The sequence below is a fragment of the Streptomyces sp. NPDC015345 genome (genome assembly GCF_043078805.1).
Taxonomy (GTDB): Bacteria; Actinomycetota; Actinomycetes; order Streptomycetales; family Streptomycetaceae; genus Streptomyces.
This window is the reverse complement of sequence record NZ_JBIBTX010000004.1, coordinates 89,259-113,943: the sequence shown is the minus strand read 5'-3', so window position 1 is coordinate 113,943 and position 24,685 is coordinate 89,259. Positions and strand designations below refer to the sequence as shown.

20 protein-coding genes and 1 pseudogene are annotated in these 24,685 nt (G+C 72.7%); 12 read left to right on the top strand and 9 right to left on the bottom strand.

The features are described 5' to 3' along the window. Positions 1-18 precede the first annotated feature (18 nt). Positions 19-1,773 (bottom strand): ankyrin repeat domain-containing protein, encoded by a 1,755-nt coding sequence (locus ACF062_RS17715; RefSeq protein ID WP_392139089.1) that lies wholly within the window; start codon positions 1,771-1,773, stop codon positions 19-21. A gap of 139 nt (positions 1,774-1,912) precedes the next feature. Here ACF062_RS17715 and ACF062_RS17710 point away from each other — a divergent pair, with 139 nt between their 5' ends. Genes ACF062_RS17710 through ACF062_RS17700 form a run of 3 tightly spaced genes read left to right on the top strand, consistent with a single transcriptional unit; the run spans position 1,913 to position 5,498 of the window. After that, a complete protein-coding gene (locus ACF062_RS17710) occupies positions 1,913-3,448 on the top strand; it encodes a phytoene desaturase (protein WP_392139088.1) in 1,536 nt (511 codons plus the stop codon). Further along, positions 3,445-4,482: a phytoene/squalene synthase family protein gene (locus tag ACF062_RS17705; protein WP_392139086.1), complete on the top strand. Its 1,038-nt coding sequence runs from the start codon at positions 3,445-3,447 to the stop codon at positions 4,480-4,482. The genes ACF062_RS17710 and ACF062_RS17705 overlap by 4 nt, the downstream gene beginning before the upstream one ends. Continuing rightward, entirely contained in the window at positions 4,479-5,498 is a 1,020-nt protein-coding gene (locus tag ACF062_RS17700; RefSeq protein WP_392139084.1) for a DUF5914 domain-containing protein, read from the top strand. Before ACF062_RS17705 ends, ACF062_RS17700 begins: the two co-directional genes overlap by 4 nt. A gap of 5 nt (positions 5,499-5,503) precedes the next feature. On the opposite strand, the gene ACF062_RS17695 is transcribed toward ACF062_RS17700, so the two are convergent. The 4 genes from ACF062_RS17695 to ACF062_RS17680 form a co-directional block, all read right to left on the bottom strand. Next, on the bottom strand, positions 5,504-7,072 hold the full coding sequence (locus ACF062_RS17695; protein WP_392139082.1) for an FAD-dependent oxidoreductase: 1,569 nt from the start codon (positions 7,070-7,072) through the stop codon (positions 5,504-5,506). After that, positions 7,069-7,788, bottom strand: coding sequence for a class I SAM-dependent DNA methyltransferase (locus ACF062_RS17690; protein WP_392139081.1), 720 nt, complete (start codon positions 7,786-7,788; stop codon positions 7,069-7,071). Before ACF062_RS17690 ends, ACF062_RS17695 begins: the two co-directional genes overlap by 4 nt. Beyond that, positions 7,785-9,026, bottom strand: coding sequence for a lycopene cyclase family protein (locus ACF062_RS17685; RefSeq protein ID WP_392139079.1), 1,242 nt, complete (start codon positions 9,024-9,026; stop codon positions 7,785-7,787). Before ACF062_RS17685 ends, ACF062_RS17690 begins: the two co-directional genes overlap by 4 nt. 170 nt (positions 9,027-9,196) lie before the next feature. Beyond that, entirely contained in the window at positions 9,197-10,174 is a 978-nt protein-coding gene (locus ACF062_RS17680; protein ID WP_392139077.1) for a helix-turn-helix domain-containing protein, read from the bottom strand. A gap of 115 nt (positions 10,175-10,289) precedes the next feature. Between ACF062_RS17680 and ACF062_RS17675 the strand changes: the two genes are divergently transcribed. Then, positions 10,290-11,330 (top strand): saccharopine dehydrogenase family protein, encoded by a 1,041-nt coding sequence (locus ACF062_RS17675; protein WP_392139075.1) that lies wholly within the window; start codon positions 10,290-10,292, stop codon positions 11,328-11,330. Positions 11,331-11,350: 20 nt separating this feature from the next. Here the strand turns inward: ACF062_RS17675 and ACF062_RS17670 are convergent, their stop codons facing one another. Both ACF062_RS17670 and ACF062_RS17665 read right to left on the bottom strand, forming a co-directional pair. After that, positions 11,351-11,716, bottom strand: a complete 366-nt coding sequence (locus ACF062_RS17670; protein ID WP_392139074.1) for a VOC family protein — start codon at positions 11,714-11,716, stop codon at positions 11,351-11,353. 122 nt (positions 11,717-11,838) lie between these two features. Then, positions 11,839-12,195, bottom strand: a pseudogene (locus ACF062_RS17665) (VOC family protein); the annotation flags it as partial. Between the two features lie 475 nt (positions 12,196-12,670). On the opposite strand from ACF062_RS17665, the gene ACF062_RS17660 reads away from it, so the two are divergent. Next, positions 12,671-13,411, top strand: a complete 741-nt coding sequence (locus tag ACF062_RS17660; protein ID WP_392139073.1) for a S1 family peptidase — start codon at positions 12,671-12,673, stop codon at positions 13,409-13,411. Positions 13,412-13,501: 90 nt separating this feature from the next. Here ACF062_RS17660 and ACF062_RS17655 read toward each other — a convergent pair whose 3' ends face one another. Further along, entirely contained in the window at positions 13,502-14,098 is a 597-nt protein-coding gene (locus tag ACF062_RS17655) for a CGNR zinc finger domain-containing protein (RefSeq protein ID WP_392139071.1), read from the bottom strand. Between the two features lie 103 nt (positions 14,099-14,201). On the opposite strand from ACF062_RS17655, the gene ACF062_RS17650 reads away from it, so the two are divergent. Together ACF062_RS17650 and ACF062_RS17645 are read left to right on the top strand one after the other, a co-directional pair. After that, on the top strand, positions 14,202-15,386 hold the full coding sequence (locus tag ACF062_RS17650; RefSeq protein ID WP_392139069.1) for an epoxide hydrolase family protein: 1,185 nt from the start codon (positions 14,202-14,204) through the stop codon (positions 15,384-15,386). Positions 15,387-15,495: 109 nt separating this feature from the next. Then, entirely contained in the window at positions 15,496-15,966 is a 471-nt protein-coding gene (locus ACF062_RS17645; protein ID WP_392139068.1) for a DIP1984 family protein, read from the top strand. 300 nt (positions 15,967-16,266) lie between these two features. Here ACF062_RS17645 and ACF062_RS17640 read toward each other — a convergent pair whose 3' ends face one another. Continuing rightward, positions 16,267-17,214, bottom strand: coding sequence for a LysR family transcriptional regulator (locus ACF062_RS17640; RefSeq protein WP_392139066.1), 948 nt, complete (start codon positions 17,212-17,214; stop codon positions 16,267-16,269). A gap of 152 nt (positions 17,215-17,366) precedes the next feature. On the opposite strand from ACF062_RS17640, the gene ACF062_RS17635 reads away from it, so the two are divergent. The 5 genes from ACF062_RS17635 (at position 17,367) to ACF062_RS17615 (ending at position 24,669) form a co-directional block, all read left to right on the top strand. Beyond that, entirely contained in the window at positions 17,367-18,668 is a 1,302-nt protein-coding gene (locus ACF062_RS17635) for a cytochrome ubiquinol oxidase subunit I (RefSeq protein WP_392139064.1), read from the top strand. Positions 18,669-18,710: 42 nt separating this feature from the next. Continuing rightward, positions 18,711-19,733: a cytochrome d ubiquinol oxidase subunit II gene (cydB, locus tag ACF062_RS17630; protein ID WP_392139062.1), complete on the top strand. Its 1,023-nt coding sequence runs from the start codon at positions 18,711-18,713 to the stop codon at positions 19,731-19,733. Between the two features lie 69 nt (positions 19,734-19,802). Then, entirely contained in the window at positions 19,803-21,482 is a 1,680-nt protein-coding gene (gene cydD / locus ACF062_RS17625) for a thiol reductant ABC exporter subunit CydD (RefSeq protein ID WP_392139060.1), read from the top strand. Positions 21,483-21,580: 98 nt separating this feature from the next. After that, positions 21,581-23,314: a thiol reductant ABC exporter subunit CydC gene (gene cydC, locus ACF062_RS17620; protein ID WP_392139058.1), complete on the top strand. Its 1,734-nt coding sequence runs from the start codon at positions 21,581-21,583 to the stop codon at positions 23,312-23,314. A gap of 83 nt (positions 23,315-23,397) precedes the next feature. Further along, complete coding sequence (locus ACF062_RS17615; protein ID WP_392139056.1) at positions 23,398-24,669, top strand: aromatic ring-hydroxylating dioxygenase subunit alpha; 1,272 nt, start codon at positions 23,398-23,400, stop codon at positions 24,667-24,669. Positions 24,670-24,685: the final 16 nt, after the last annotated feature.

Sequence of the window (24,685 nt, the reverse complement as noted above, 5' to 3'; positions counted from 1 at the left end):
GCTCCGGCAGCCCTGATCTCAGCGCTGAAGACGTGACGGCAGCTCCACCCAGCGGCACGGCGCGCGGCGAGCCACCGCTTCCCTGGCGTCGCTGATCCGCATACCGGCCGCCGAGGCGGCGTAGGCGAGGACGTTGGCGCCGTGGGGGAACGCGTGCCGGCGCTGCCAGAAGCGGAAGTGCCAGTGGGCGGGCGGGGCCGACTCGTCCGGCCACAGGTCGATCTCCTCGTGCCCGGCGACTTCACCGTTGTGGGCCAGTGTCCCGAAGGTGCCGCCCTTGGGGTTGAAGTAGACGCCGTACGCGGTGGTGTCCGGCGACATCGCCCGCAGCAAGGTGTCATCGCTCGGCAGGTATCCCTCTTGGGTGATCAGGCAGCCTCCGGGTGCGCCGGGCACGCCGGTCACCCCCACATGGCGGAGGGCCTCGTCATAGGACGTCAGGTCGAAGGGGGCGTGCTCAAGGTCCGCCGTCGGGCACTGCGCGGGATCAGCGCCCAGGAGGTGGATCACCTCTTCCTCACTCCGGTCCCGCACGAAGCAGAGGCCGAGCCCCTCCGTCCACAGCTCGCGCTCGCCGCATGCCGCGATGAGCGCGTCCGCCTCCCGGAAGGCGGCGGCTTCGTCGGCAGGCAGCTCCACCGCCCCGGGCAGTTCCGCGACGAGTGGCGCGAGCGGTGTGGTCAGCAGCAGCCTGCCCGGGGACCAGGGCCCCGTCTGCGGCGTCCACACATCGGCCCCCGCGGCGATCAGCGCACGGACGCTGCCCTCGTCCACGGTGCAGGCGGCGTACCACAACGGGGTGTGTTCGTCTTCGTCGTACGAGTCGGGCTCCGCACCGTGGGAAAGAAGTGCGGCGACCGCTTCCGCCGCCCCGCGCTCCGCCGCCAGGTGCAGCGGGGTCGATCCATGCCCCTCGATACGGGCGTTGGGCGGCGCGCCCCCGTGGAGCCGGGCCCGGATCACCCGCGCGTCGCCCCAGTCCCCGTGGGACACCCGTGCCCAGTCGGCCCGCGGCACATGGCGCAGCCTCTCTTCCTCCTGACGACGCAGCATCATGCGCTGGTGCCCTGTCAGGGGCCGGGCCAGGAAGCCGGGCGGTCCGCTCATTTCGAAGGTCGCGAAGGAACCCGGCTGCTCCGCCGGCTCCGGTGGTTCGAGGCCCGGCCAGACCTCGAGCGCTCGCGCCGCCGCGGCATGCAACGCGGCGGTGTCGATCAGGGTGCGCGTCTCGTCGATGCCCTCGTCCGGCCACTCGACGACCAGATGCGCTTCGTCGGGCGGAGGCAGTTCCGCCAGATACAGGTCGACGTCGGTCTTGAAGAGGGAGCGGCGGGGCCGGTGCAGGCCAGGGTCCAGCGGGATCAGGCCGACGGCCTGGTCCGTCATCGCCGTGGCCTCCTGCCCGTCCGGCCTCGTCCACTGCACCGCTCGGTGCACCGTGCCGTCCAGGGAGGTCACCCGGCGGCCGTCGCGGAACAGCAGGCCGACCCTGAGCCCGGACTGCCGCCCGGCCGCCGCGCCGGACCAGCGGACGTTGCGGAAGACCGACAGATGCAAAGTCGCCGCCCTCGGCCACAGCGACCATCCCGTCATCACCACCCGGGCGTGCGCCCCGGCGCCGACCACGTCCAACTGCGAGTGCAGCACAGGTGCGAACCAGTCCACGGGCGGGGCGTAGCGCCCCGCGTCCTCTCCCGGGGGGCTCAGGCGGAGCGACGCGGTCCGCTCGGCGGCCGGCTCTTCCGGTAACACCAGATCGTCGAAGAAGCTCATGCGCCGATCGTGGCAGAGAGGTCTGACATCGCCCGTCCGCCGCCGGTGAGGCGGAGGACAACGCGCCGGCCATCACGGAAAGTGGGGCATTACGCATGACAGGGCCGGAACTTCGCGACGCGAGAGGGAAACGAAGCCGATGAGGCGTCTGGCGGGACGGACGGACCACGTGGTGGTGGTCGGGGCCGGGCTTGCGGGGCTCTCCGCCACGCTGCACCTGCTGGGTGCCGGGCGGCGGGTCACGCTGATCGAGCGGAGCCGGGAGCCCGGCGGGCGGGCCGGTCTGCTCGAACGGGGCGGGTACCGCATGGACACCGGGCCCACCGTCCTGACCATGCCGGAGCTGGCGGAGGAAGCGTTCGCCGCGGTGGGCGACAGGCTCGCCGACCGCGTGGAGCTCCTTGCGCTCCACCCCGCCTACCGGGCGCGGTTCGCCGACGGCAGCAGTCTGGACGTCCACACCGGGGCGGAGGCGATGGAAGCCGAGGTGGAGCGCTTCGCCGGGGCCGGGGAGGCGCTCGGCTACCGGCGGCTGCGGGCCTGGCTCGGCCGTCTGTATCAGGTGCAGATGCGCCGGTTCATCGACGCCAACTTCGACTCCCCGGCGGCGCTGCTGACCCCGGACCTGGCTCGCCTCGCGGCGCTCGGCGGCTTCGGCCGGCTGGACGCCCGCGTCGGACGCTTCCTCTCCGACGAACGGCTTCGCCGCGTCTTCACGTTCCAGTCGCTGTACGCGGGCGTGACCCCGGCCCGCGCCCTTGCCGCGTACGCCGTCATCGCCTACATGGACACCGTCGCCGGTGTCCACTTCCCGCGCGGTGGGATGCACGCCCTGCCACGGGCCATGGCGGCCGCCGCCACCGCCGCCGGGGGTGACCTCCGTTTCGGTCAGGACGTGACGCGACTGGAGCGTTCCGGGGGTCGCATCGCGGCCGTCGTCACCGACCAGGAACGCTTCCCGTGCGACGCCGTCGTCCTGACCCCGGATCTCCCGGCGGCCTACCGCCTGCTGGGGCGGGCGCCGCGCCGTCCCCTGCCGCTGCGTCACTCCCCCTCGGCCGTCGTGCTGCATGTCGGCACCGACCGCACGTGGCCCCAGCTGGCCCATCACACCATCTCGTTCGGCGCGGCCTGGAAGCGCACCTTCCACGAACTGACGCGCGCCGGCACCCTCATGTCCGACCCGTCGCTCCTGATCACCCGGCCCACGGCGACCGACCCCGCTCTCGCGCCGCCGGGCCGCCATCTGCACTACATCCTGGCGCCCTGTCCCAACACCCGCGTCGGCCCCGACGCCCGGGCATGGCACGACCTCGCGCCCCGCTACCGGGACAGCCTCCTCGCCGAGCTGGAGCGGCGCGGCCTTGACGGCATCGCCTCCGCCGTCGAGGAGGAGTGCGTGGTGACGCCCGCGGACTGGACCGCCCAGGGACACGCCGCGGGCACTCCGTTCTCCGCCGCGCACACCTTCGCCCAGACAGGCCCTTTCCGCCCGCGCAATCTCGTACGCGGTGTCGAGAACGTCGTCCTCGCGGGGTGTGGCACGACCCCGGGCGTCGGCGTGCCGACCGTCCTGATCTCGGGGAAGCTGGCCGCGGCACGCGTCACCGGCCCGCCGGGGGCGGTGACCGCACGCCTTCGGCCCCCCACCGACACGAAGGGCACCGCTCCATGACCGCCCGGGAACTCGACAGCGCGGGCATCACCGACCCGGCCCTGCGCGCCGCGTACGCCCACTGCCGTCGGCTCAACGCACGGCACGGCAAGACGTACTTCCTCGCCACCCGCCTCCTGCCCGTCGAGCGCAGGCCCGCCGTGCACGCCCTGTACGGGTTCGCCCGCTGGGCGGACGACATCGTCGACGATCTCGACTCCACGGCGACGGCGGCCGAGCGGGCCGCGGCCCTGCGCCTGCTCCAGCTGGATCTGGAGAGCGGGCTGCGCGCCGGGACCAGCGCCGACCCGGTGGTGGCGGCGCTCGCCGACACGGCCGCCCGTTACGCCATCGAGCCGCGGCTCTTCACGGACTTCATGGCCTCGATACGGCTCGATCTGGAAGTCACCGAGTACGCGCGCTACGAGGACCTGCGGCGGTACATGCACGGCTCCGCCGCGGTCATCGGGCTCCAGATGCTGCCCGTTCTCGGCACGGTCGTCCCCCGCGAGGAGGCCGCCCCGCACGCGGCCGCGCTCGGCGTGGCCTTCCAACTGACCAACTTCCTGCGGGACGTCGGGGAGGACCTCGACCGCGGCCGGGTCTACCTCCCCGTGGAGCTGCTGGCCGCGCACGGCGTCGACCGCGCCCTCCTCCGGTGGAGCAGGGACAGCGGGCGGCGCGACCGGCGCATCACCGCGGCGCTGCGGGACGCCGCCGCGCTGACACGGGGCGTGTACCGCGAGGCGGCGGGCGGTCTGCCGCTGCTCGATCCCGTCTCCCGGCCCTGCATCCGCACCGCCTTCGTGTTGTACGGCGCGATTCTCGACGCCATCGCGGACGACGGCTTCGCGGTGCTGCACCGCCGGGCGGTCGTGCCGCGCCGCCGGCGGGCCGTGGTGGCGTGCGACGGTCTGGCCCGGCTCACGCTGGCCCGGCTCCGCGCGCCGTCCGAGGGCGGCGCGGTCACCGGGCCGCCCGGCGCGGCACCGCCCCGGCTCGCGTTCCGTCCGTCGCGGGCACGCGGCCGGGAGTCCTGGAAGGAGACCGTATGAGCTCCGGACGCTCTCCTGGCACCGGCCGCCCCCCGTTGAGGTTCCGCCGCGACCCCGTCCCCTGGGAGCGGCAGCGCCCCACCTGGCGGGAGGCGAGGCCGGCCGTGATCGCGGCGGCGCTCAAGCGTGCCCAGGCCCGGCCGTCGGGCAACTGGTATGTGCTGAGCGGCAGTCGGAGCGTCACGGCCGGGCGTCCGCTCGGTCTGACGGTGGCGGGCACGGAGGTCGTCGCGTGGCGCGACGCGACAGGCGGCCTGCGAGCCGGCCCCGGTGCCTGTCCTCACCTCGGGGCGCCTCTGAAGGACAGCCCGGTGCGGTGCGGCACCCTTGTCTGCCATTGGCACGGGCTCGCTCTCGACGGGTCCGCGCGCGCGGGCTGGGAGCCGTACCCGGCGTACGACGACGGGGTCCTGGCCTGGGTCCGGCTGGACGCGGTGGGCGGCGAGGAGCCCCTGGAGCGGCCCGTGGTGCCCGTGCGTCCGCGGCCCGGCGAGAGCGTGTCGGCGGTCTGCGCGGTCACCGGGCGCTGCGAGCCCGAAGACGTGGTCGCCAACCGGCTGGACCCCTGGCACGGTGCCTGGTTCCATCCGTACTCGTTCGTCGATCTGCGTGTCGTGGCGGAACCGGAACCCGGCGAAGACGGTGGTGACGACGACCGTTTCGTGGTGGACGTCTCCTTCAGGGTGGCCGGGCGGGTGGTGGTGCCGGTCCGCGCGGTCTTCACGGCTCCCGGGCCCCGCACCGTCGTCATGCGCATCGCCGAGGGCGAGGGGGCGGGCTCCGTGGTGGAGACCCATGCCACGCCGCTGGCGCGGGACGCGGCGGGGCGGCCGCGTACCGCCGTGACCGAGGCGGTGGTGGCCGCTTCCGGCCGGCGGGGCTTCGCGTTCGCGAGGTCCGCGGCGCCGGTGCTGCGTCCGCTGATGAGGGCGGCGTCCGGGCGGCTGTGGCGTGATGACATGGCGTACGCCGAGAGGCGCTGGGCGCTGCGGGACAGCGGGCGCTTCCCCGGCTGAGCCGCTCAGCCGCTCCCGTCACCGGCCAGCCGGTCAAGCGCCCGCAGCAGCGGCGTCCTGCCCCTGACCGGAACGGTCCACAGCGTCTGCCCCCGCACACCCCAGCGTTCGAGCAGGGCGTTCGCCGCGAGGAACCCCGTCGTGGCCGCCCGTTCCATCAACGCGACCGGCAGATCGCTGCGCACGATGTCGCCCGCCACCATGACGGCCGGGTCCGGCGTCCGTACCGTCGGCCTGTCGCGGTAGCCGCCGACGGGGAAGAGCGGGCAGTCGGCGTGCCATACGTGACGGGCGTCGACGATCCGGGCGTCGCGGGTCTCCGGGTAGAGCCGGTGCAGTTGGGCCAACAGGCTTCGCCGCACCGCCGCCCGGTCCGCGGCCGGGTCGACGGCGTACGCGTGCAGCTCGATCACCGAGCCTCCCGTGCGGGCCGACCAGCGGGCCGCCTCGCCCTCCCAGCGCTCCAGCACGCTGACGTTGTCCAGGGGGCCGTAACCGCTCGTGCCCAGAAAGCCGGGCCGGTCCGACGCCACACGGCGGTCGAGCCAGAGCCGGGAGACGAGGAAGGGCGGCGCGGTGCCGAGGCCCTTGATCCGCGCCCGCCACGCGTCGTCGTCGATGAATCGCGGCGACTGTCCCACGACGCTCTTCAGGCCCTTGACGTCCAGGGCGAGTACGACGGCGTCGCAGCGCTGCTCGCCGTCCCCGGTGACGACGCGGAAGCCGCCCCGCCGCGCGGGCTCCACGCTCTCGACTGCCCGGCCGGTGCGGATGTCGGCCCGGTGGCCGGAGAGATAGCGGGCGAGCGGGTCCCACAGCGCGGCCGGGAACGGTTCTCGCACCACGTCGAACAGCAGGCCCTCACTGGACCCGAGGAAGTAGATGTGGAACATCAGGGCCAGCTCGGCCCCCGAAAGGCGGCGCGGGTCGGCGAAGAAGCTGCGGGAGAACACCTCGAACGCCAAGTGGTGGGCCGCGTGCGGGAACCGGATCCGCTCCAGGAACTCCCAGGCGCTGATGTGGTCGAGCCGCCGGTAGATGCCGGGCACGCGTACGTCGAGCAGGGGCAGCGCGGCGCGGGGGTCCATGCGCGTCAGGTCGCGCCGGCCGAACGTGGGGCTGAGGGCGACGAAGCCGAGGGCGCTCCACGGAGGGGTGCGCGGCACCCGCGCGAAGCTGTCCTGGAGGCCTCCGCTGTGCCGGAGCGGGTAGTCGGGCAGGCCGTGGAGCATGTTCAGGGCAGGATCGGCCCGGCGCAGCAGACCGCGCAGGTTGTAGTACTGGCGGAAGAACGCGTGGAAGCCGCGGCTCATGGTGACCGTGGAGCCGTCGGCGAGTTCCTCGGGCCAGCCCCTGAGCCGGCCTCCGATGTGGTGCTCCCGTTCGTACACCGTGACGCGGATGCCGCGCTCCGCCAGTGCGGTCGCGGCGGCGAGGCCCGCGATGCCGCCGCCGACGACGGCCACGCGCGGCGCGGCGCCGGAGATACGGGGCGCTCCCTGCGGGCCGCGTACGACGTGCGCCCTGCGGTCACGTCCGTGGCGGGCGCCATCGCGGGTCGTACGTCCCCTCATCGCCCGGCGCCCGGGGCCTGGGCGGTCACGGTGTGCACGATGCCGGTCTGCCAGCCGGGCATCGGCAGGACGCGCACCTCGCGGAACCCCGCCCGCCGCACCCGCGCGGCGAAGGCGGCCGCCGTGTCGAAGTCGACGACGCTGCGGAAGAGGTGCCGGAAGAGGCGACGGTCGCCGGTCAGGGTGCCGGCGGGCAGCACCACGCCGTGGCACACGGCGGTCCACACCGCGCGGTCGAGCGTCCGGCCGCCGAGCGTGTACTCGTGTACGCCCAACCGGCCCTCTGGAGCGAGGAGTTCGCGCGTCGCGGCCAGCACGGCGTCCGGGTCGGCGAGGTTGCGGAAGAGGTAGGCCGCGAAGACCGCGTCGAAGGGACCCCGGACGCCGGCCCGGTCCAGGTCCTCGGCCGCCGCGTGGACGAAGCTCACCCCGGACGGCCACCGCTTGGCCTCCGCTCGGTCCAGCATGCCGCGCGAGGCGTCCACCGCGACGATCTCCGCCAGCGGCGCCGCGCGCAGGAGGGCGTCGGTGGACGCCCCGGTGCCGCAGCCGAGGTCGAGGACGCGCAGCCCGGCGCCGCCGTCCGGCAGCCCGAGGCGCCGGGCGGAGCGTCGCAGGTGGGCGTGGTAGCCGGGGTTGGCGGCCACCAGACGGTCGTAGGCGGGGGCGGCGTGATCGAACGCGGCGGACAGGGATTCGTCGCGCAGCAGCGTCATCTCGGCGTCTCTTTCCGTTCGTTGCCGGTCGGGTCGCCCGGCGGCGTGGTGGTGTCCCTGGGCAGCCGGGGCAGCCAGGGCAGTTCCGCGACGGTGCGGAGCATGGGGCGGACGGGTGTGCGCAGGCCGATCCTGAAGTCCTCGTCCCACCGGGTGCGCCCGTCGAGGAACCGCAGCAGCCGTTCCGTCGGGACCGTGCGGAACAGGCCGGTGAAGAACGCCGCTCCGTCCACGCGTCCGCAGTCCAGGGCGCGCAGCATGACCGCGTCCATCGCCAGGGCACGCCGCGCATGGGGCGGCGGGGGCACGGGCGTACGGCCGCGGTGGTACGCGCTCGCGATGGCGCGCGCCTGCCGCCGCGCTGTCGCGAAGGTGTAGCCGGTCGAAGGCCGTGTCGCCCCGCCCGCTGTCCCGATGCGGAAGACCGAGCGGCCGGCCCTGCGGGGAAAGCGGGCGTCGGTCATGGGGATGACGCCCTGCTCGACACGGCCCACCTCGAAGCGGCTGATGCCGAGCCGGTGCGTGAGATGGGTGCGCAGCGCTTCGTCGTACGCGTGCTCGTCGAGGACGGCGCGGGAGAACTCCGTGTACTCGACGAGGGCGTCGTACGGAGTCGTGGGCAGCACGTACGCGAAGGACAGGCCGTGTGCGGGCTGGGGTGTGCGGAAGTCCATCAGGTCCGCGAGGCGCGGTTCGAAGACGGGCCGGTCGGTGCGGACGAACCAGCCGCGGAAGTGCTGGAGGAGGGCGGTGCGGGCGGGCGGCGGCGTACGGAGCGGGCGTGAGTCGAACACCCATCTGGCGCGCACCGTCAGCGGGTTGCCCTGGGCGGTGACCCCGAGCACCTCCGCTCCCCCGGGCACGTCGCGCACGTCCTCGACCTCGGCCGCCAGTCGCCGCACGCGCGGTTCGCGGACCAGGCGCGCCGTGACCAGTTCCTCGAAGGCGCTGGAGCGGAGCATCTTGTAGCGCAGCGGGGCCGGGGAGCCGACCACGGCTGCTCCGTCGGGAGCGCGCACGCGCAAGGTGTCCCAGGCGCCGGACAGTGCCGTGTCGAATTCGCCGTCGCGCGGCTCCCAGAAGCACCAGGTCCGCTCGGACGGCCGGGCGGGACCCTCCGGGGCGTCGATGAGGGCGATCGAGGGGCACGTACGTCCGGGAGGGGCGGCGCAGAGTTGGTACGCGAGCGACAGTCCGGCCGCGCCGGCGCCCACGATGGCGATCTCCGCGTCGTTCATGCCGCACATGCCGCACCTCGTCCGTCGTCTCGTGCCGTCAGCATCCCTCAGCGCGGGGGCCGTGGGGCGCAGGGACATGGGGTCGGACGGTGCGGCACGGGTTTCACGGGCATGGCTCACGGCGAACGCGGCGGGCGGAGTTGTCGGCGTAAGGCACCCGCCTCACGGCATCAGGGGCTCCGCTGCTCCTTACCGCTGTCGTCATGGTGGGCCCGGGAGCGGAAGGTACGGCGGTAGCTGTCCGGGGGCACGCCGAGGGTGCGGTTGAAGTGCCGTCGCAGCGTGGTGGCGGTGCCCATGCCGGTGGCCGTCGCGATGGCGTCGATGCTGTCGTCGGTCTGCTCCAGCAGTTCCTGGGCGAGGCGGATCCGCTGGGCCAGCAGCCATTGCAGGGGGGTGGTGCCGGTCCGCGCGCGGAAGTGGCGGCCCAGCTGTCGTGAGCTCATCCGGGCCCGCCGCGCCAGGTCCTCCACGGTCAGCGGCCGGCCGAGGCGTTCGATGGCCCAGGGGAACAGCGCGGTGAGCGGGTGGTCGTCGCGCGCGGGCACCGGGGCGGTGACGAACTGGGCCTGGCCGCCGGACCGGTGCGGCGGGACGACCAGGCGGCGCGCGACGGCGTTGGCGACGGATGAGCCGTGGTCGAGGCGGACGAGGTGCAGGCACAGGTCCAGTGCGGCGGCCTTGCCCGCGGAGGTGAGTACGCTGCCGTTGTCCACGTAGAGGACGTCGGGGTCGACCTCCACCTCCAGATGGCGGGCGGCCAGGGCGGCGGTGTGCGCCCAGTGCGTGGTGGCGCGCTTTCCGTCCAGCAGGCCGGCGGCGGCGAGCACGAAGGCGCCGGTGCACAGCGAGGCCACGCGGGCGCCCGCGGCGTGGGCCGCGCGCAGCGCGTCGACCAGTTCGGCGGGCGGGGCCACGTCGACGTCGGCCCAGCCGGGGACGATCACGGTGTCGGCTTGCCGAAGGTGGTCGAGGCCGTGGTCGGGCTCCAGGCGAAAGCGGCCGAAGGGCACGGTGGCAGGCCCGCAGACGGAGAGGTCGTACCAAGGGACGGTGACCGCGGCCGGGGCGGAGCCGAAGACCTCGTGGGCCACGGACAGTTCGAAGTGCAGCATTCCGTCGGTGACGGCCAGCGCGACAGTCCTCATGTCCGAAAGTGTATGGGGCATGTCGTTTCGGACACTCACGGTTGATTGTTCAACCACGACAGGATGGTCTCAGCCGATCAGTTCGGACACAGGGATTCGAGCACAGGGAGAAGTCATGGCAACGGGGCAGACGGTGACGGTCTACGGCGCGTACGGACACACGGGCCGGTTCGTGGTGGCACACCTGCTGGAGCGCGGGTTCGTCCCCGTCCTCTCGGGGCGCGATGCCCGCAAGCTGCGGTCACTGGCGGACGAACACCCCGGTGCCGATGTCCGCCCCGCGTCGGTCGACGATCCGGTCGCGCTCGACCATGCGCTGGCCGGAGCGGCCGCCGTCATCAACTGCGCGGGGCCTTTCGCCACGACGGCCGCCCCCGTGGCCGAGGCGGCCCTGCGCGCCGGGATCCCGTACGTCGACGTGGCGGCCGAGATCGAGGCCAACGCCGACACCTTCGCGCAGTTCGCGGACCGTGCCCGCGCCGCGGGCACGGTGGTCCTCCCGGCGATGGCGTTCTACGGCGGCCTCGGCGATCTGCTGGTCACCGCCGCCATGGGTGACTGGACCACGGCCGACGAGGCGCACATCGCGTACGGCCTCAACAGCTGGGAGCCCACCGACGGGACGCGGGCCGCGGGCAAGGTCTCCGCCGAGCGGCGTGGTGGCCGCCGCGTCCGCTTCACCGGCGGGCAGTTGGAGTACCACGACGACGCACTCCCCACCCTGGAGTGGCCCTTCCCCGCCCCGATGGGCCCGCGGGCCGTCATCGGCGAGTTCACGATGGCCGACGTCGTCACCGTCCCCAGCCACCTGTCCATCCCCGAGGTGCGCACCTACATGACGGTCGAGGCGGCCGGCGGTGTCGTGGCCCCGGACACGCCGACTCCCTCCGCCGTCGACGAGCTCGGGCGGTCCGCGCAGACGTTCCTCGTGGACGTCGTCGTACGCTCCGGGGGCACGGAGCGGCGCGCCGCGGCGAGCGGCCGGGACATCTACGCCGTGACCGCGCCGCTCGCGGTGGAAGCGGTCGACCGCATCCTCACCGGGCGGACCAGGACCGTCGGCGTGGCCTCCGCCGGCGAACTCTTCGACGCGGCCGACTTCCTCAAGGCGCTCTCCCCGCACATCACCCGCATCACCCTGCAACCGCGCCCGTGACGGCCGGGCCGCCGAGTTCGTCAGGGCCGGTGGCAGACGGCCTCGACGTTGTGGCCGTCGGGGTCGCGGACGAAGGCTCCGTAGTACGACTCGTGATACTCCGGCCAGAGCCGGGGCGCGTGCAGGACCTCGGCGCCCGCCGTGAGCGCCGCGGCGTAGAAGGCGTCCACGGCGGCGCGGTCGGGCGCGGCGAAGGCGATGTGCAGCTCGCGTGTGGGCGAAGGGTCGCTCGCGGGGACCAGCCACAGCGGGTGGCCGGTGACGCCGAAGCTGATGTTCTCGCCGTACTGCTTCTTGCGCTCACCCCCGAGTGGAGCGAGTACGACGTCGTAGAAGGCGGCGCTGGCCGCGACATCGTTCACCTGGATGGCTATGTGATCCAACATGCGGCCACCTTGCACCACTTGAGCGGGGGCCGTCGCGTGGTTTTCCGCCCGGAGGACGCGGTGCCGGGCCATGACGGCGGGTGCCCTGCTCGAAGCCTTCGCAGGGCGCCGGCCTTCGCGGCTCAGTTGGTGTGGGCGATCTGGATGAGGTTGCCGCAGGTGTCGTCGAGCACCGCGGTGGTGACCGGCCCCATGTCGGCCGGCTCCTGTGTGAACCGCACGCCGAGGCCGCGCAGTCGGGCGCATTCCGCGTGCACGTCGTCCACGGCGAAGGACGTGACGGGGATGCCGTCCTTGACCAGCGCTTCCTTGTACGGCTTGACGGCGGGGTGCTCGTCCGGCTCAAGGACCAGTTCCGTGCCGTCGGGGTCGTCCGGCGAGACCACGGTCAGCCACCGGTGCTCGCCCAGCGGCACCTCGTTCTTCTTCACGAACCCCAGCACCTCCGTGTAGAAGCGCAGGGCCTTGTCCTGGTCGTCAGCCGCGCGCGCATCTCGGACCCTCTCCCATCAACGGCCGCGAAAGACCAAGGCGTGTTTGATCATGTGAGGGAACGCAAGCCCACACAGAACGGCACACTCTGTCGCGGAGGGCCTTCCCGCGCCTTCTTCGCACCGCCGCGCCTCCGGACAAACGGCGCCGACCGCCGGCAGGAACCGCGGCGCGCGGGCCGGCGAACGCGCCCGCCCCACCCCGACGAAGAGGGCAATTGAAGCCCAAGTACCGCCAGTCGAACGGCAAATGGGCTGCACGGGGCCCGCGTTCCAGGGAGGCGAACGGAATTCCGGCGTCAACCTCTTGCGCCGCTGACGACTCCTCTGCCACATTCACCCAAGCCAGTGATGGCATGGACGCGTCACGAGCAACCCCGCCTCCGACGCGTGCACTTGGACTGCATATCTATGCGGTCTCGTCCTCATCAGGACGTCTCATCCCCACACAATGGAGACGAACGTGCGAATATCCAGACTCGTCCCCGCGCTCGCGGCCACCGCACTCGCCGTTCTGGGGCTCGCCCCCACGGCAGCGGCCCAGACCGCGGGCGCCCGCGCCGACACGCCCACCGTGGCGTCCACCAACGGACCCCAGCCGATCATCGGCGGCGGCTACGCCAGCAACGCCCCCTGGGCGGCCCGGCTCTTCTCCAACGGCCGGCAGACCTGTAGCGCCTCGATCATCGCCCCGACCTGGATCCTCACCGCGAAGCACTGCGTCAGCGGCGGCGGCCTCTCGTTCCGCGTCGGCAGCCTCGACCAGACGTCCGGCGGCACCATGGCCAACGGCGTCAGCGTCTACAACCACTCGGGCTCCGACCTGTCCCTGGTCAAGCTCGACCGCTCCGTGGCGGGCACCTACGCACGCCTCGGCAGCCCGGGCTCCGTGTCGGTGAACCAGACCGTGCAGGTGTACGGCTGGGGAGCGACATCCCAGTGCGGTTCCGAGATCAACTGCCAGTCCCGGCTCCTCAAGGTCGCCAACGTCGTGGTGACCGGCGGCTGCCGCGACGCCTACCAGGGCCAGGCCATCTGCGCCCGGCGCGGCGACGGCATCACCGCGGGCGGCGACTCCGGCGGTCCGATGATGGCCAATGGCGTGCAGGTCGGCGTCGCCTCCACCAGTGACCGCCAGACCACGACCGCCTACACGAACGTGACGGCGTACCGCTCCTGGATCCAGAGCATCGCGGGCGTCTGACAGACCGCCCGGGGCTGAGGCCGATGCCGCGGCCGCGGCATCGCTCCCGCTTTGCGTCGCCTCCGCGCTCTCAGCCGCGCGGAGGCGACGTCATGCGCAGGATGCGGCCGAGGAATCGGCCGGTCCGGGGTTCTTGCGCTGGTTGGCGTGGAACCGCGCCTTCTTCTGACGATTCCCGCACGTGTTCATGTCGCACCATTTGCGCGTGCGGCTTCGGCTGGTGTCGAAGAAGGCGGCTCGGCAGGTCGGTGACGCGCACAGGGCCAGCTTTCCGTCTCGCTCGCCCGCGATGACGCTGATCGCGTCGGCGGCGATCACGCCGAGGGCGTCTTCGACGCAGGAGGCCGCGCCGAGTTGCCACCGCCGCTCACCCTCGGGCGTCAGGACAGCCGCGGCCCGGCCCCGAGCGCTGAAGTCATTGATGACTTGGACGGCGGACGCGGGCAGCGCCTCCTGGAGCGCGGCCGCTGTCGCGGCGGCGTGGATCGACTCCCTCAGTTCCCGGGCGCGGCGGAGCTGGGCAGTGGTGCAGGACGTCACGGCGAGGCCGCTCACCGTCAGCCAGTCGACGAGTCGGTGCGGGACGGGAATGCGCTCCACGGCGTCGCCATGACGCTCCGACAGAGTGCCCGTGAAGCTGGTCGCCAGCACGTTGCCGAGGCGGAAGTCAGGGAATCCAGCGCGCATGGAACCACCTTAGCCGGTTGCGGAATCGCCCGGAGGACTGCTAGAACCGGCATAGCCGGTTCACGGTAGGTCGTGGCCGGTTCCCCGACGGCCAGGAGGTCTCATGCCCCGTCCCAGCAGCGACGTACAGGCATTTGAAGCCCACGCGACCGACGCCGACCTCGACGATCTGCGCGCGAGACTGGCCGCGGCACGGCTGCCGGAGGCCGAGACGGTCCATCGCTCCGCGCCCGGTCCTCGCCGATGGGAGCAGGGCGTTCCGCTCGCCGATCTCGCCGATGTCGTGCACTACTGGCGCACCGGGTACGACTGGCGGTCGTTCGAGGCGCGCCTCAACCAGATCGGCCAGTTCCGCACGGTCATCGACGGTCTGGGGATCCACTTCCTGCACCGCCGATCCGCGCGCGCGGATGCCACCCCGCTGCTCTTGACGCACGGCTGGCCGGGCAGCATCGCCGAGTTCATCGACGTGGTGGACGAACTGGCAGATCCGAAGGACTCGGGCGCGCCGGCGTTCCACGTCGTGGTCCCGTCGCTGCCGGGCTTCGGTTACAGCGACAAGCCGGCCACCACCGGATGGGGAACCGAGAAGATCGCGGCCGCATGGGTGGAACTGATGGGAAGGCTCGGCTACGCCAGGTTCGCGGCCCACGGCGGCGACTGGGGAGGCAATATCACCACGGTTCTCGGCGGCAGGTTCCCGGCGCACGTTCTCGGCATCCACACGACGTTCGCGGAGGCGCCACCCGGCCTGACGGCGGACGGACTGACGGCGGTCGAGCGCGAATGGACCGAGGAAACCCGCCATTTCTGGCGCCACCGCGCCGCGTACGCGAAGCAGCAGGCGACCCGGCCGCAGACCATCGGCTATTCGCTCGTCGACTCACCGGTCGGGCTTCTCGCCTGGATCCTCGACAAGTTCGCCGAGTGGTCGGACACCGAGGACAGCCCGTTCGAGACGATTTCCGCAGACCGCGTCCTTGACGACGTCACCCTGTACTGGCTGACGCGGACCGGCGCGTCGGCGGCCCGCATCTACTACGAAAGCCACAACTCGCTCGATCCCGAACTGCGGGTCGACGTCCCGTCGGCCATCACCATGTACCCCCGCGACATCGAGAAGTGTCCGCGCCCATGGGCACAGGAACGGTACCGGCGGATCGTCCGATGGAATGCGCCCGACGCCGGGGGGCATTTCCCGTCGCTGGAGGTTCCCGAGTACTTCGTCGGAGATCTGCAAGAGGGCCTCGGGGCAGTGCTGGCAGCAACGGCGATCACTGACGTGTGAACTCGGCACCCAAACTCGCCTGAGCGCAAGGCACCGGCCCCAGCAGCGCATTCGTATACTCGTGCGAGATCACGACGAACGGGACAGTGAGACACGGGACAGTGAGACAGTGAAGCTTGCCGAGGCGTTGGCGGAACGAGCCGACGCGACACGTCGCGTGGAGCAATTGCGGACGCGCATCGTCAGCAGCGCGCGCCACCAGGAGGGCGAGACGCCCCCCGAGGACGCGGCGCAGTTGCTGGCCGAGGTCACCGAGGTGCTCGGCTCGCTGGAGGATCTCATCCGCCGGATCAACCGGACCAACGCCGCGACGGACATGGGCGAGGACGGCACCCTCACCGACGCGCTCGCGCGGCGGGACGTCCTGCGACTGCGGCATTCGGTGATCACGGCGGCGGCCGACGCGGCCGCGGGGACGGGCGAGCGGGGGTACGGCCGGCAGCTCCGTTCCGAGCTGGTGATGCTCGCCGCGCTGCCGGTCGCGGAGCTTCGCGGTCAGGCGGACGCGCTCGCGCGGGAGATCCGGGAGATCGACGTGCGCATCCAGCGCGCCAACTGGGAGGTCGACCTGCTGGACTGAGCGGTCCGGCAAGAAGTCACGGTGTGGAGCAGGTAGCCGTCGTGGAGGCGTGCACAACCGAGAGCCGGCGGTTTCCGGCTCACTCCTGGCGCGTGAAGAGCAACGCGGGGGTTCGATTCCCCGTCAACAGTGCAGCTCAGCACCGCGTACAGGTGACAGTGCACCGCGCACAGCACATCACCACGTGCAGATCCACGACGGGGAGGGCGGGTTCGGGGTTTCCACGTCGCGGGGCGGTACAGGGCGGTGTTCATCCGCTGGGATTCGACGTGGCTGCTCGACGCTCCGGGCCAGGGCGGCTCAGGAGGCGCGGTGGGGCGAGCGGCCGCCGGGTGCCGATTCGCCGCGCGGTTCGGGGAGGCGGCGCGTCTCGAACGGTCTGCCGAGGGTGAACTCCTTGAACTTCAGGGCCGCTTCGGAGAGATGGGTGTCGCGGTTCCACACGAGTGTGAGGACGCGGTGGCAGTCGGGCGCGTCGACATGCACCCAGGCGACGGGGACGCGCGTCTCCGTACCGACCTGGCGGGACACCGCCGGGATGAGACCGATGCCGAGGCCCGCGCTGATCATGTCCTGGCTGGCGGCCGGTTCGTCGCTCTCGCAGGACAGCAGCGGAGTCAGCCCTTCCGACGCGAACAGCCGGTCCAGGAGGGCGCGTTGCCAGTGGCCGACGCGGGTCGAGACGAAGGGCTCGTCGGCGATCTCCGCGATGGTCACGCTCTCCCGGCCGTCCAGCCAGTGCCCGTACGGGACGGCGAGCAGCACCTCCTCCCGTGTCAGCTCGACCGACTCGAAGTTCGTTCCGGTCAACGGCTGCGACGCCACGCAGAAGTCGACCTCTCTGGCACGCAGCCGACGGTCCATCTCCTCCGCGTTCGACTGGTAGAGCCGTACGTCTGCGCGGGGGTGGGCGGCACGGAAGCGGCCGAGGAGCGGGGTGACCGTCAGCAGGGTCTCGGAGGCGACGCTGACCCTGCCGAGGCCCGTGTCGCGGGCCTCACGGACCGCCCTGCGCCCGTCGTCCAGTTCGCTGAGGGCACGGTCGACATGGCGCAGGAAGATCACGCCGTACTGGTTGAGCCGGATGCGTCGGCCCTGCCGGTCGAACAGCGCCGAGCCGAGGTCGGCCTCCAGGCGCGCGATGGCACGGCTGAGCGAGGGCTGGGCGACCCGTAGTTCCTCGGCGGCACGGCTGATGTGCTCGTGGCGGGCGACGGCCTGGAAATAGCGCAACTGGAGAAGATCCACGGTCCACCTTCACTTATGCCTTCCGGGTTATCTACACATGACTAAACCGGTCTTGGAACGCATAAGCAATTCTCTCTACCGTCGTCCTCAGCACCCGTTCCATCCGCCCCGTCCGCCGTCCCGACGGTCGCCCCCCCCAGGAAGGTCGCCTCATGAGCGCTGCGGATCTGGCCCGACTCCAGTTCGCGGCCACGACCGGCATCCACTGGCTGTTCGTGATCCTCACCATGGGGCTCGTCCCCCTTGTGGCGATCATGCACACCCGGGCCGTGTTCACCCGTGATCCCGTCAAGAGAGCCCTCCGGGAGCGCACGACCCGCTTCTGGGGACAGCTCTACGTCATCAACTACGCGGTCGGCATCGTCACCGGCCTCGTCATGGAGTTCCAGTTCGGGCTCAGCTGGAGCGGTCTGAGCAAGTTCGCGGGCAACGTCTTCGGCGCCCCGCTGGCGCTGGAGACCCTCATCGCCTTCTTCGCCGAGTCCACCTTCCTCGGCATGTGGATCTTCGGCTGGGGGCGGCTGCGCGGAGGCGTGCACACCGCGCTCATCTGGCTGGTCACGCTGACCGCGTACGCGTCCGGGTACTGGATCCTGGTCGCCAACGGCTTCATGCAGCACCCGGTCGGCTACGAAGTACGGGACGGCGCCGCCTACTTGACCGACTTCGCGGCGCTGCTCACGAACTCCAGCGCCCTGGTCGCTCTCCTCCATCTCACGCTGGGCGCCCTGACGACGGGCGGTGTCTTCGTCGCCGGCGTCAGCGCGTACCACTTCCTGCGGGGCACCAAGGAGACCGAGCTCTTCCGCACCTCGCTGAAGCTGGGGCTGTGGGTGTCGACCGTCGCCTCCTTCTTCGTCGTCATCGTGGGCGAGATGCAGCGGCCCGTCATCGAGCGCACCCAGCCCATGAAGGACGCGGTGCTGGAGAACAGCGGCGTCGCCGAGGTGCAGGCCCAGTTGGTCAAGGAGCACGGGCCGGGCGACTACGTGCCCTGGCAGGACACCGTGCGGATCTCGATGGACGTCATGACCATCATCGGCAACACCGTCTCCACCATCACCTTCATCGCCCTCTTCCTCCTGTGGAAGGACCGTCTGATGCGCTGGCGGTGGGCCTCCTGGATCCTGGTGGCGACGGTCCCGTTCCCCTTCGTCGCCTCCGTCGGCGGCTGGGTCGTCCGCGAGGTCGGGCGCCAACCCTGGCTCGTGTACGGCGAGTTGACGGTCGAGGACGCCCTCTCCCATGTCGGAAGGGCCTCGCTGCTCGTGTCCTGCACCCTGTTCATCGCCATCTTCCTCGCCCTGGCGGTGACGAACTGGACCCTCATCACGCGCTTCGCCCTCCGCGGGCCCGACGCCACACAGCTCGGCGCCACCGAGCCGCTCCCGGACGACGTCCCCGAGGGGCCGGAGGGCAGCGCCGACAAGAAGCAGCCGTTGCCCGCTCTCTGAGCTCCCCCCTCCCCCCCCCGCCGCTACGGAAAGTTGAGCGAGATGAATCTGGAGACCCTCTGGCTGGCCCTCCTCGGCCTGCTGCTCGCCGGGTACTTCGTGCTCGGCGGCTATGACTACGGCGCGCAGATGCTCCACCCCTTCCTCGGCCGCGACGGCCAGAGGCAGAAGCACACCAGCGGGAACGCCGCGCTCGACGCCATCGCGCCGTTCTTCCTCGGCAACGAGGTCTGGCTGGTCGCCTTCACCGGCGTCCTCTTCGGTGCCTTTCCGCATCTGGAGGGCACCCTCCTGTCCGGCCTGTATCCGCTGATCGTGGCGATCCTCGCCGGCCTGGTCCTCGGCAACGCCGCGGTCCAGCTGCGCGGCCGCGCCCGCGGTGCCGGCGGCCGCCGGCGGTGGGACGCCCTGATCGTGTTCGGCGGCGCGCTGCCCGCCGTGTGCTGGGGGCTCGTCCTCGGGCTGCTGCTCCACGGCGTCCCCCGCCGCGCCGACGGCAGCTTCCACATCGGGGCCGGTGATGTGCTCACGCCCTTCGTGCTGGGCTGCGGCCTGACCACCGCACTGCTCTTCGCGGCGCACGGCGCGGCCTTCGTCGCCCTGCGCTCGGGACCCGAAGTGTCCCTCAGGGCAGCGCGGTCGGGGGCGCTCCTGCTGCGGGCGACCGGAGCCGTGGTCTGCCTCCCCCTGCTGCTCACGCTCTTCGGCGCGGGCGCCTCGATGAACAACCGCGTGACCTCGGCGGTACTCGCCGTCCTGTTCGCGGCGGCGCTGGCCGGTGCCTGGTGGTCCCTCACCCGCGGACACCGCGTCCGGGCGTTCGCGGCCACTTCCTGCGCGACCGCGCTGCCGGTGCTGCTGGTGGGGACCGGCCATTACCCGTACGTCCTGATCGACGCGGCCGGGGGCGGGATGACCATCCAGCAGGCGGTCACGGACGGCGCCACGTTGCAGATCCTCTCCGCTTTCGGCGTCGTCCTGATCCCGGTGATCCTCGCCTACCAGGCGTGGAGCTGGTGGGTCTTCCGGGGGCGGACGGGCCGCCGGCATCCCAGCTACTTCTGAAGCGGCACGAGTACTGCGGCAACCAGCGGTTCTCCTTCCGAAGCCGCCCGATCGACGAAAGGCACCGCCATGAAGCCGGCCGAACGCCGCCTGCTGCGCGAACTCCCCGCGTTGCGCCGCCACATGACGTGTTCCGCGACACTGGCGCTGCTCGGCGCCGGGCTCGTGGTCGCCCAGGCGGTGCTGCTCGCCGGGCTCCTCGCGGACGGGTTCGCGGGCCGGGGCGTCCCGACCGCGCCGCTGGCCGCGCTGGGCTGCGTCATGGCGCTGCGCGCGCTGCTGACGTGGGTCCGCGGCGCACTCGCACAGCGCGCCGCGGCCGACGCCAAGCGGGCCCTGCGGGAACGGATCACCGGGCGGTTGCGGCGCACCGGGCCGCTGCGGCTGGTGGCCCGCCGTCACGGTGAGACGGCCACGCTGCTCACACGTGGCCTCGACGCCCTGGACCCGTACGTCGTCGGCTACCTGCCCACGATGGCGGCCACCGCGGTGGTGCCCGTGACGGTCGTGGCCTGGCTGGCGTGGACCGACTGGACCTCGGCGCTGATCGTCGTCGTGACGCTGCCGCTGATCCCGGTGTTCGGCGCGCTGGTCGGCATGCACACCGCCCGGCGCACGGCGCGGCAGTGGTCGCTGCTCGCGCGTCTCGGCGGTCACTTCCTGGACGTGGTGGCCGGGCTGCCGACGCTGCGCGCCTTCGGGCGCGAGGGGCACCAGAGCCGGGTGGTGGGCGAGATGGCGGACGCGCACCGGCGGGCCACGATGCGGACGCTGCGCGTGGCGTTCCTCTCCTCCTTCGTCCTGGAGACGGTCGCCACGCTCTCCGTGGCGCTGGTGGCCGTACCGGTCGGACTGCGTCTGCTGGGCGGCGAGTTGGACCTGCGGACGGCGCTGACCGTGCTGTTCCTCGCCCCGGAGGCGTACTTGCCGCTGCGCGCGGCGGGCGCCGCCTTCCATGACAGCGCCGAGGGCATTTCGGTGGCCGAGCGGGTCTTCGCGCTCCTCGACGAGGAGGACGGGCCCGCTCCGCGTGCGGCCGCCCCGACGTCGGTGCCCGCGGCGCGCATGGCGCACCTGCGCCTCGACGCGGTCACCGTCCAGTACCCCGGCAGGGCCGCGCCCGCCCTGCGGCGGGTATCCCTCGACGTCCGCCCCGGTGAGCATGTGGCGCTGGTCGGCCCGAGCGGGGCCGGCAAGTCCACGCTGCTGGCGCTGCTCCTCGGCTTCGTGGCCCCCCGCTCCGGCCGGGTCGAGGTGGGCGGCATCGACCTCGGGGACCTCGACCTCGACGCGTGGCGTACGCAGGTGGCGTGGGTGCCGCAGCGTCCCCACCTGTTCGCGGCGTCCGTCGCGGACAACATCCGCCTCGGGCGGCCCGACGCGAGCGACGCGGAGGTGCGGGAGGCGGCGCGGGCGGCCTCGGCCGATCTCTTCGTCGAGGAGTTGCCGCGGGCGTACGACACGGTGCTCGGCGAGCACGGCGCGGGGCTCTCCGCCGGGCAGCGCCAACGCGTCGCGCTGGCCCGCGCGTTCCTGAAGGACGCGCCGGTCCTCCTCCTCGACGAACCGACCGCCCACCTCGACCCCGAGAGCGAGGCCGCCGTCACACGCGCCACGGTCCGCCTCATGCGTGGCCGCACCTCGCTCGTGGTCGCGCACCGCACGAGCCTGCTGCCGCATGCCGACAGGATCGTGACGGTACGCGCGGGAAGCCTGACCGTCCCCCGGCCTGGCCTGGTGGCGTCGTGACGGGGCGGGGTGCCGTGCGTCAGCCGAGTACGCCGCACCTGGCCGACGCCGACCGCACCCACCCCTCAGCCCCCACACTCAGAAAGACCGGTGGCCCCATGACCCCCCGCATCAAGGCCACCACCCCCGCACCCCCTTCCCGCCCCACCCTCCGCCTCCTGCGGCACCTCCTGCCGCACTGGCGGCGGTTGTTGCCCGCCGCGGTCGCCTCGGCCGGGAGTGAGCTTGCCGCGGCCGCGCTGATGGTTACCGCCGCCTGGCTGATCACCCGGGCCGCGGAGCAGCCGCCGATCGCGTCCGTGAGCCTCGCGATCGTCGCCGTACGCGCGCTGGCCCTGGGGCGGGGAGCCCTGCGCTACGCCGACCGGCTCCTCGGGCACGACGGCGTGCTGCGGGCCGTCGCGGGCTTCCGTACCCGGGTGTACGAGGCACTGGTGCCGCTCGCCCCCGCGGGCACGCCCGCCTTCCGGGGCGGCGACCTGCTGACCCGCCTGGTCGACGACGTGGACGCCGCGCAGGATCTGCTGCTGCGGGTGCTGTTCCCGGCCGTGGCCGCCTGCGCGGTGGCCGTCGCCGCCACCGGGACGGCCATGGCGCTGCTGCCCCAGGCGGGCTTCCTGCTCGGGCTGCTCCTGGCCGTGGCGGGGCTCTGCGTCCCCGCCCTCGTGCTCGCGCTATCCCGTCGTGCGGGCCGCGCCCAGAAGGCGGCGCAGGGTGAACTGGCCGCCCTCACCGTGGACTTGACGCAAGGAGCCGCGGACCTCGCCGCGTACGGGGCCCGGGGCCGCGCCGACGGGCGGGCCCGGCGCGCCGCTGCCCGGATCGCCGCCCTGGAGCGCCAGGGGGCACTGACCACCTCGCTCGCCTCGGCCGTGGTGATGCTGCTGCAAGGCGGGGCGACGGCCGGCGTGGCCTGGCTGGCGCTCCGCGCGCACGCGGCCGGTGATCTGGCCGCCGTACATCTGACCGTCCTCGCGGTGCTCGCGCTGGTCTCCTTCGAGGCCCTGGGGCCGCTGCCCGCCGCCGCCCGGCGCCTGGCGGACGTACGGGCTTCCGCGCGCAGGCTGGCCGACCTCTTCGACACGCCTCCCCCGGTCACCGAACCGCCCTCCGCCGACCCGCTCCCCGTCGACGAGCCGCTCGGCGTCGACATCACCGACCTGCGGGTGCGCCACCGCCCCGACGGCCCACTCGCCCTGGACGGGGTGAGCCTGCGGCTGCCGCCCGGCCGCCGGGTCGTGCTCCTCGGCGCCAGCGGCTCGGGCAAGTCGACGCTGATCGCGGCGTTGATGCGGTTCGTACCGTACGCGTCCGGGAGCATCCGCGTGGGCGGGCGGGAGCTGCGTGACCTCACGGGCGCCGAAGCCCGGCGCGCGATCACCGGCATGGCCCAGGACGCGCACGTCTTCCATGCCACGATCCGCGCCAACCTCCTCCTGGCCCGCCCCGGCGCCACGGACGACGACCTGCGCGAGGCGGCCCGCAGGGCGCGGCTCCTGGACTGGGTCGAGTCGCTGCCCGACCGCTGGGAGACCCTCCTCGGCGGGGACGGCGCCGCGATGTCGGGCGGCCAGCGCAGCCGTCTGCTGCTGGCCCGCGCACTGCTCGCCGACCCGCCCATCCTCGTCCTGGACGAACCCACCGAGGGGCTGGACCCGGACACCGCCGCCGCCGTGCTCGCCGACATCCTCGACGCCACGCGGGGCCGCACCACGCTCCTGGTCACCCACGAACGAACGGGCCTCGGCGCCGCCGACCTGATCGTGGACCTGGACACGTGCTCACCCGGCCACCGGCCCCCGGCGCGCGAGTCGCAGCCGATGTGCCAGTAACCGTACGGATGCACCAGTAATCCGAAGGATGTACCGGAATGTCGTCCTCGGCGGCGATTCGCCACCCACGGTGGCGACCCAGCATGGAAGGAGGAGATCAGATCCCGGACAAGGGCGGTGGCACCATGCTGCACGACGTATCCGACGGACCTCACCCCCGGCACGACGGGCTTCGGCCCCTCCTCGACGAGCTGGCCCGCATCGCCGCGCTGCCCCTGGAACGCGGCGAGACCCTGCCCGCCCGCGCCTACACCGACGAGAGCTTCCACCGGCTCGAACACGACCGCGTCTTCCGCGGCGACTGGCTGTGCGTCGGCCACGTCTCCCAGGTCGCCGCGCCCGGTGACTACCTGCGCACCGACGCGGCAGGTGAGCCACTGGTCGTCACCCGCGACGAGGAGGGCGGCCTGCACGCGCTCTCCCGGGTGTGCAGGCACCGCTTCATGGACATCCTGCCGCCCGAGACGACCCCGGAACAGGGGTCCCTGGAGCGCCTCATGTGTCCGTACCACACCTGGACCTACCGGCTGAACGGGGAGTACGCGGGACAGTTGGCCGGCGCACCGATGATGAACAAGGTCGACTTCGACCGCGCGGCATGTCGGCTGCCCCGGTACCGCCTGGAGGAGTGGAACGGACTGCTCATGGTCTGCGCCGACCCGGCCGTACCGCCGCTCGCCCCGCAGCTGGCGGAGCTGGCCGACCGGCTCGCGCCGTACGGCCTCGCGGACCTCGTCGTCGCTTACACGGACCGGTGGGAGGGCGTGCCCGCGAACTGGAAGGTCGCGTTCGAGAACGGCTCGGAGAACTACCACCACATGGGGACGCACGCCTCCACCCTCGACACCCTCGTGCCTGGCAAGGACACGGTCGTCGACGAGAGCGAGGGGCGCTGGTTCAGCATGTACACGCCGTTCGCCCTCGACGCGCCGGGTCTGGCGGAAGGGGACGCTCCGAGGGTCGGGACCCTGATCCCGGGCCTCGGTGAGCGGCAGCTGTCCGGCATGACGGTCGCGGGCTTCTTCCCGAACGTGGTGATGGCCCTGCTGCCCGACAGCGTCACCTTCGTGCGCTGGGTGCCCACGGGCCCGGCCACGCACGACGCGCTCGTGACGGTGCTCGTCCCGGCGCAGGCCGAGCGGGACCCGGACTTCGGCGCGTACGTCGAGGCGTCCCGGCGGCAGTTCGAGGTGATCCAGAACGAGGACCTGGTGGCGGTGCGGGGCGTGCAGCGGGGCCTGGCCACCGACCCCGCGCCCTCGGGCGGGCGCTTCTCGCATCTGGAGCGGCCCCTGTGGCAGTTCCAGCGGTATCTGGCCGACCGCCTGGCTCCCGCCGACCCGGCCCCGGCCTAGGCCTCCGCGCGGCGCT

Coding starts and splice junctions, on each gene's coding strand:
- ACF062_RS17715 (WP_392139089.1), bottom strand. CDS start 1,773: ATGAGCTTCTTCGACGATCTGGTGTTACCGGAAGAGCCGGCCGCCGAG.
- ACF062_RS17710 (WP_392139088.1), top strand. CDS start 1,913: ATGAGGCGTCTGGCGGGACGGACGGACCACGTGGTGGTGGTCGGGGCC.
- ACF062_RS17705 (WP_392139086.1), top strand. CDS start 3,445: ATGACCGCCCGGGAACTCGACAGCGCGGGCATCACCGACCCGGCCCTG.
- ACF062_RS17700 (WP_392139084.1), top strand. CDS start 4,479: ATGAGCTCCGGACGCTCTCCTGGCACCGGCCGCCCCCCGTTGAGGTTC.
- ACF062_RS17695 (WP_392139082.1), bottom strand. CDS start 7,072: ATGAGGGGACGTACGACCCGCGATGGCGCCCGCCACGGACGTGACCGC.
- ACF062_RS17690 (WP_392139081.1), bottom strand. CDS start 7,788: ATGACGCTGCTGCGCGACGAATCCCTGTCCGCCGCGTTCGATCACGCC.
- ACF062_RS17685 (WP_392139079.1), bottom strand. CDS start 9,026: ATGAACGACGCGGAGATCGCCATCGTGGGCGCCGGCGCGGCCGGACTG.
- ACF062_RS17680 (WP_392139077.1), bottom strand. CDS start 10,174: ATGAGGACTGTCGCGCTGGCCGTCACCGACGGAATGCTGCACTTCGAA.
- ACF062_RS17675 (WP_392139075.1), top strand. CDS start 10,290: ATGGCAACGGGGCAGACGGTGACGGTCTACGGCGCGTACGGACACACG.
- ACF062_RS17670 (WP_392139074.1), bottom strand. CDS start 11,716: ATGTTGGATCACATAGCCATCCAGGTGAACGATGTCGCGGCCAGCGCC.
- ACF062_RS17655 (WP_392139071.1), bottom strand. CDS start 14,098: ATGCGCGCTGGATTCCCTGACTTCCGCCTCGGCAACGTGCTGGCGACC.
- ACF062_RS17650 (WP_392139069.1), top strand. CDS start 14,202: ATGCCCCGTCCCAGCAGCGACGTACAGGCATTTGAAGCCCACGCGACC.
- ACF062_RS17635 (WP_392139064.1), top strand. CDS start 17,367: ATGAGCGCTGCGGATCTGGCCCGACTCCAGTTCGCGGCCACGACCGGC.
- cydB (WP_392139062.1), top strand. CDS start 18,711: ATGAATCTGGAGACCCTCTGGCTGGCCCTCCTCGGCCTGCTGCTCGCC.
- cydD (WP_392139060.1), top strand. CDS start 19,803: ATGAAGCCGGCCGAACGCCGCCTGCTGCGCGAACTCCCCGCGTTGCGC.
- cydC (WP_392139058.1), top strand. CDS start 21,581: ATGACCCCCCGCATCAAGGCCACCACCCCCGCACCCCCTTCCCGCCCC.
- ACF062_RS17615 (WP_392139056.1), top strand. CDS start 23,398: ATGGAAGGAGGAGATCAGATCCCGGACAAGGGCGGTGGCACCATGCTG.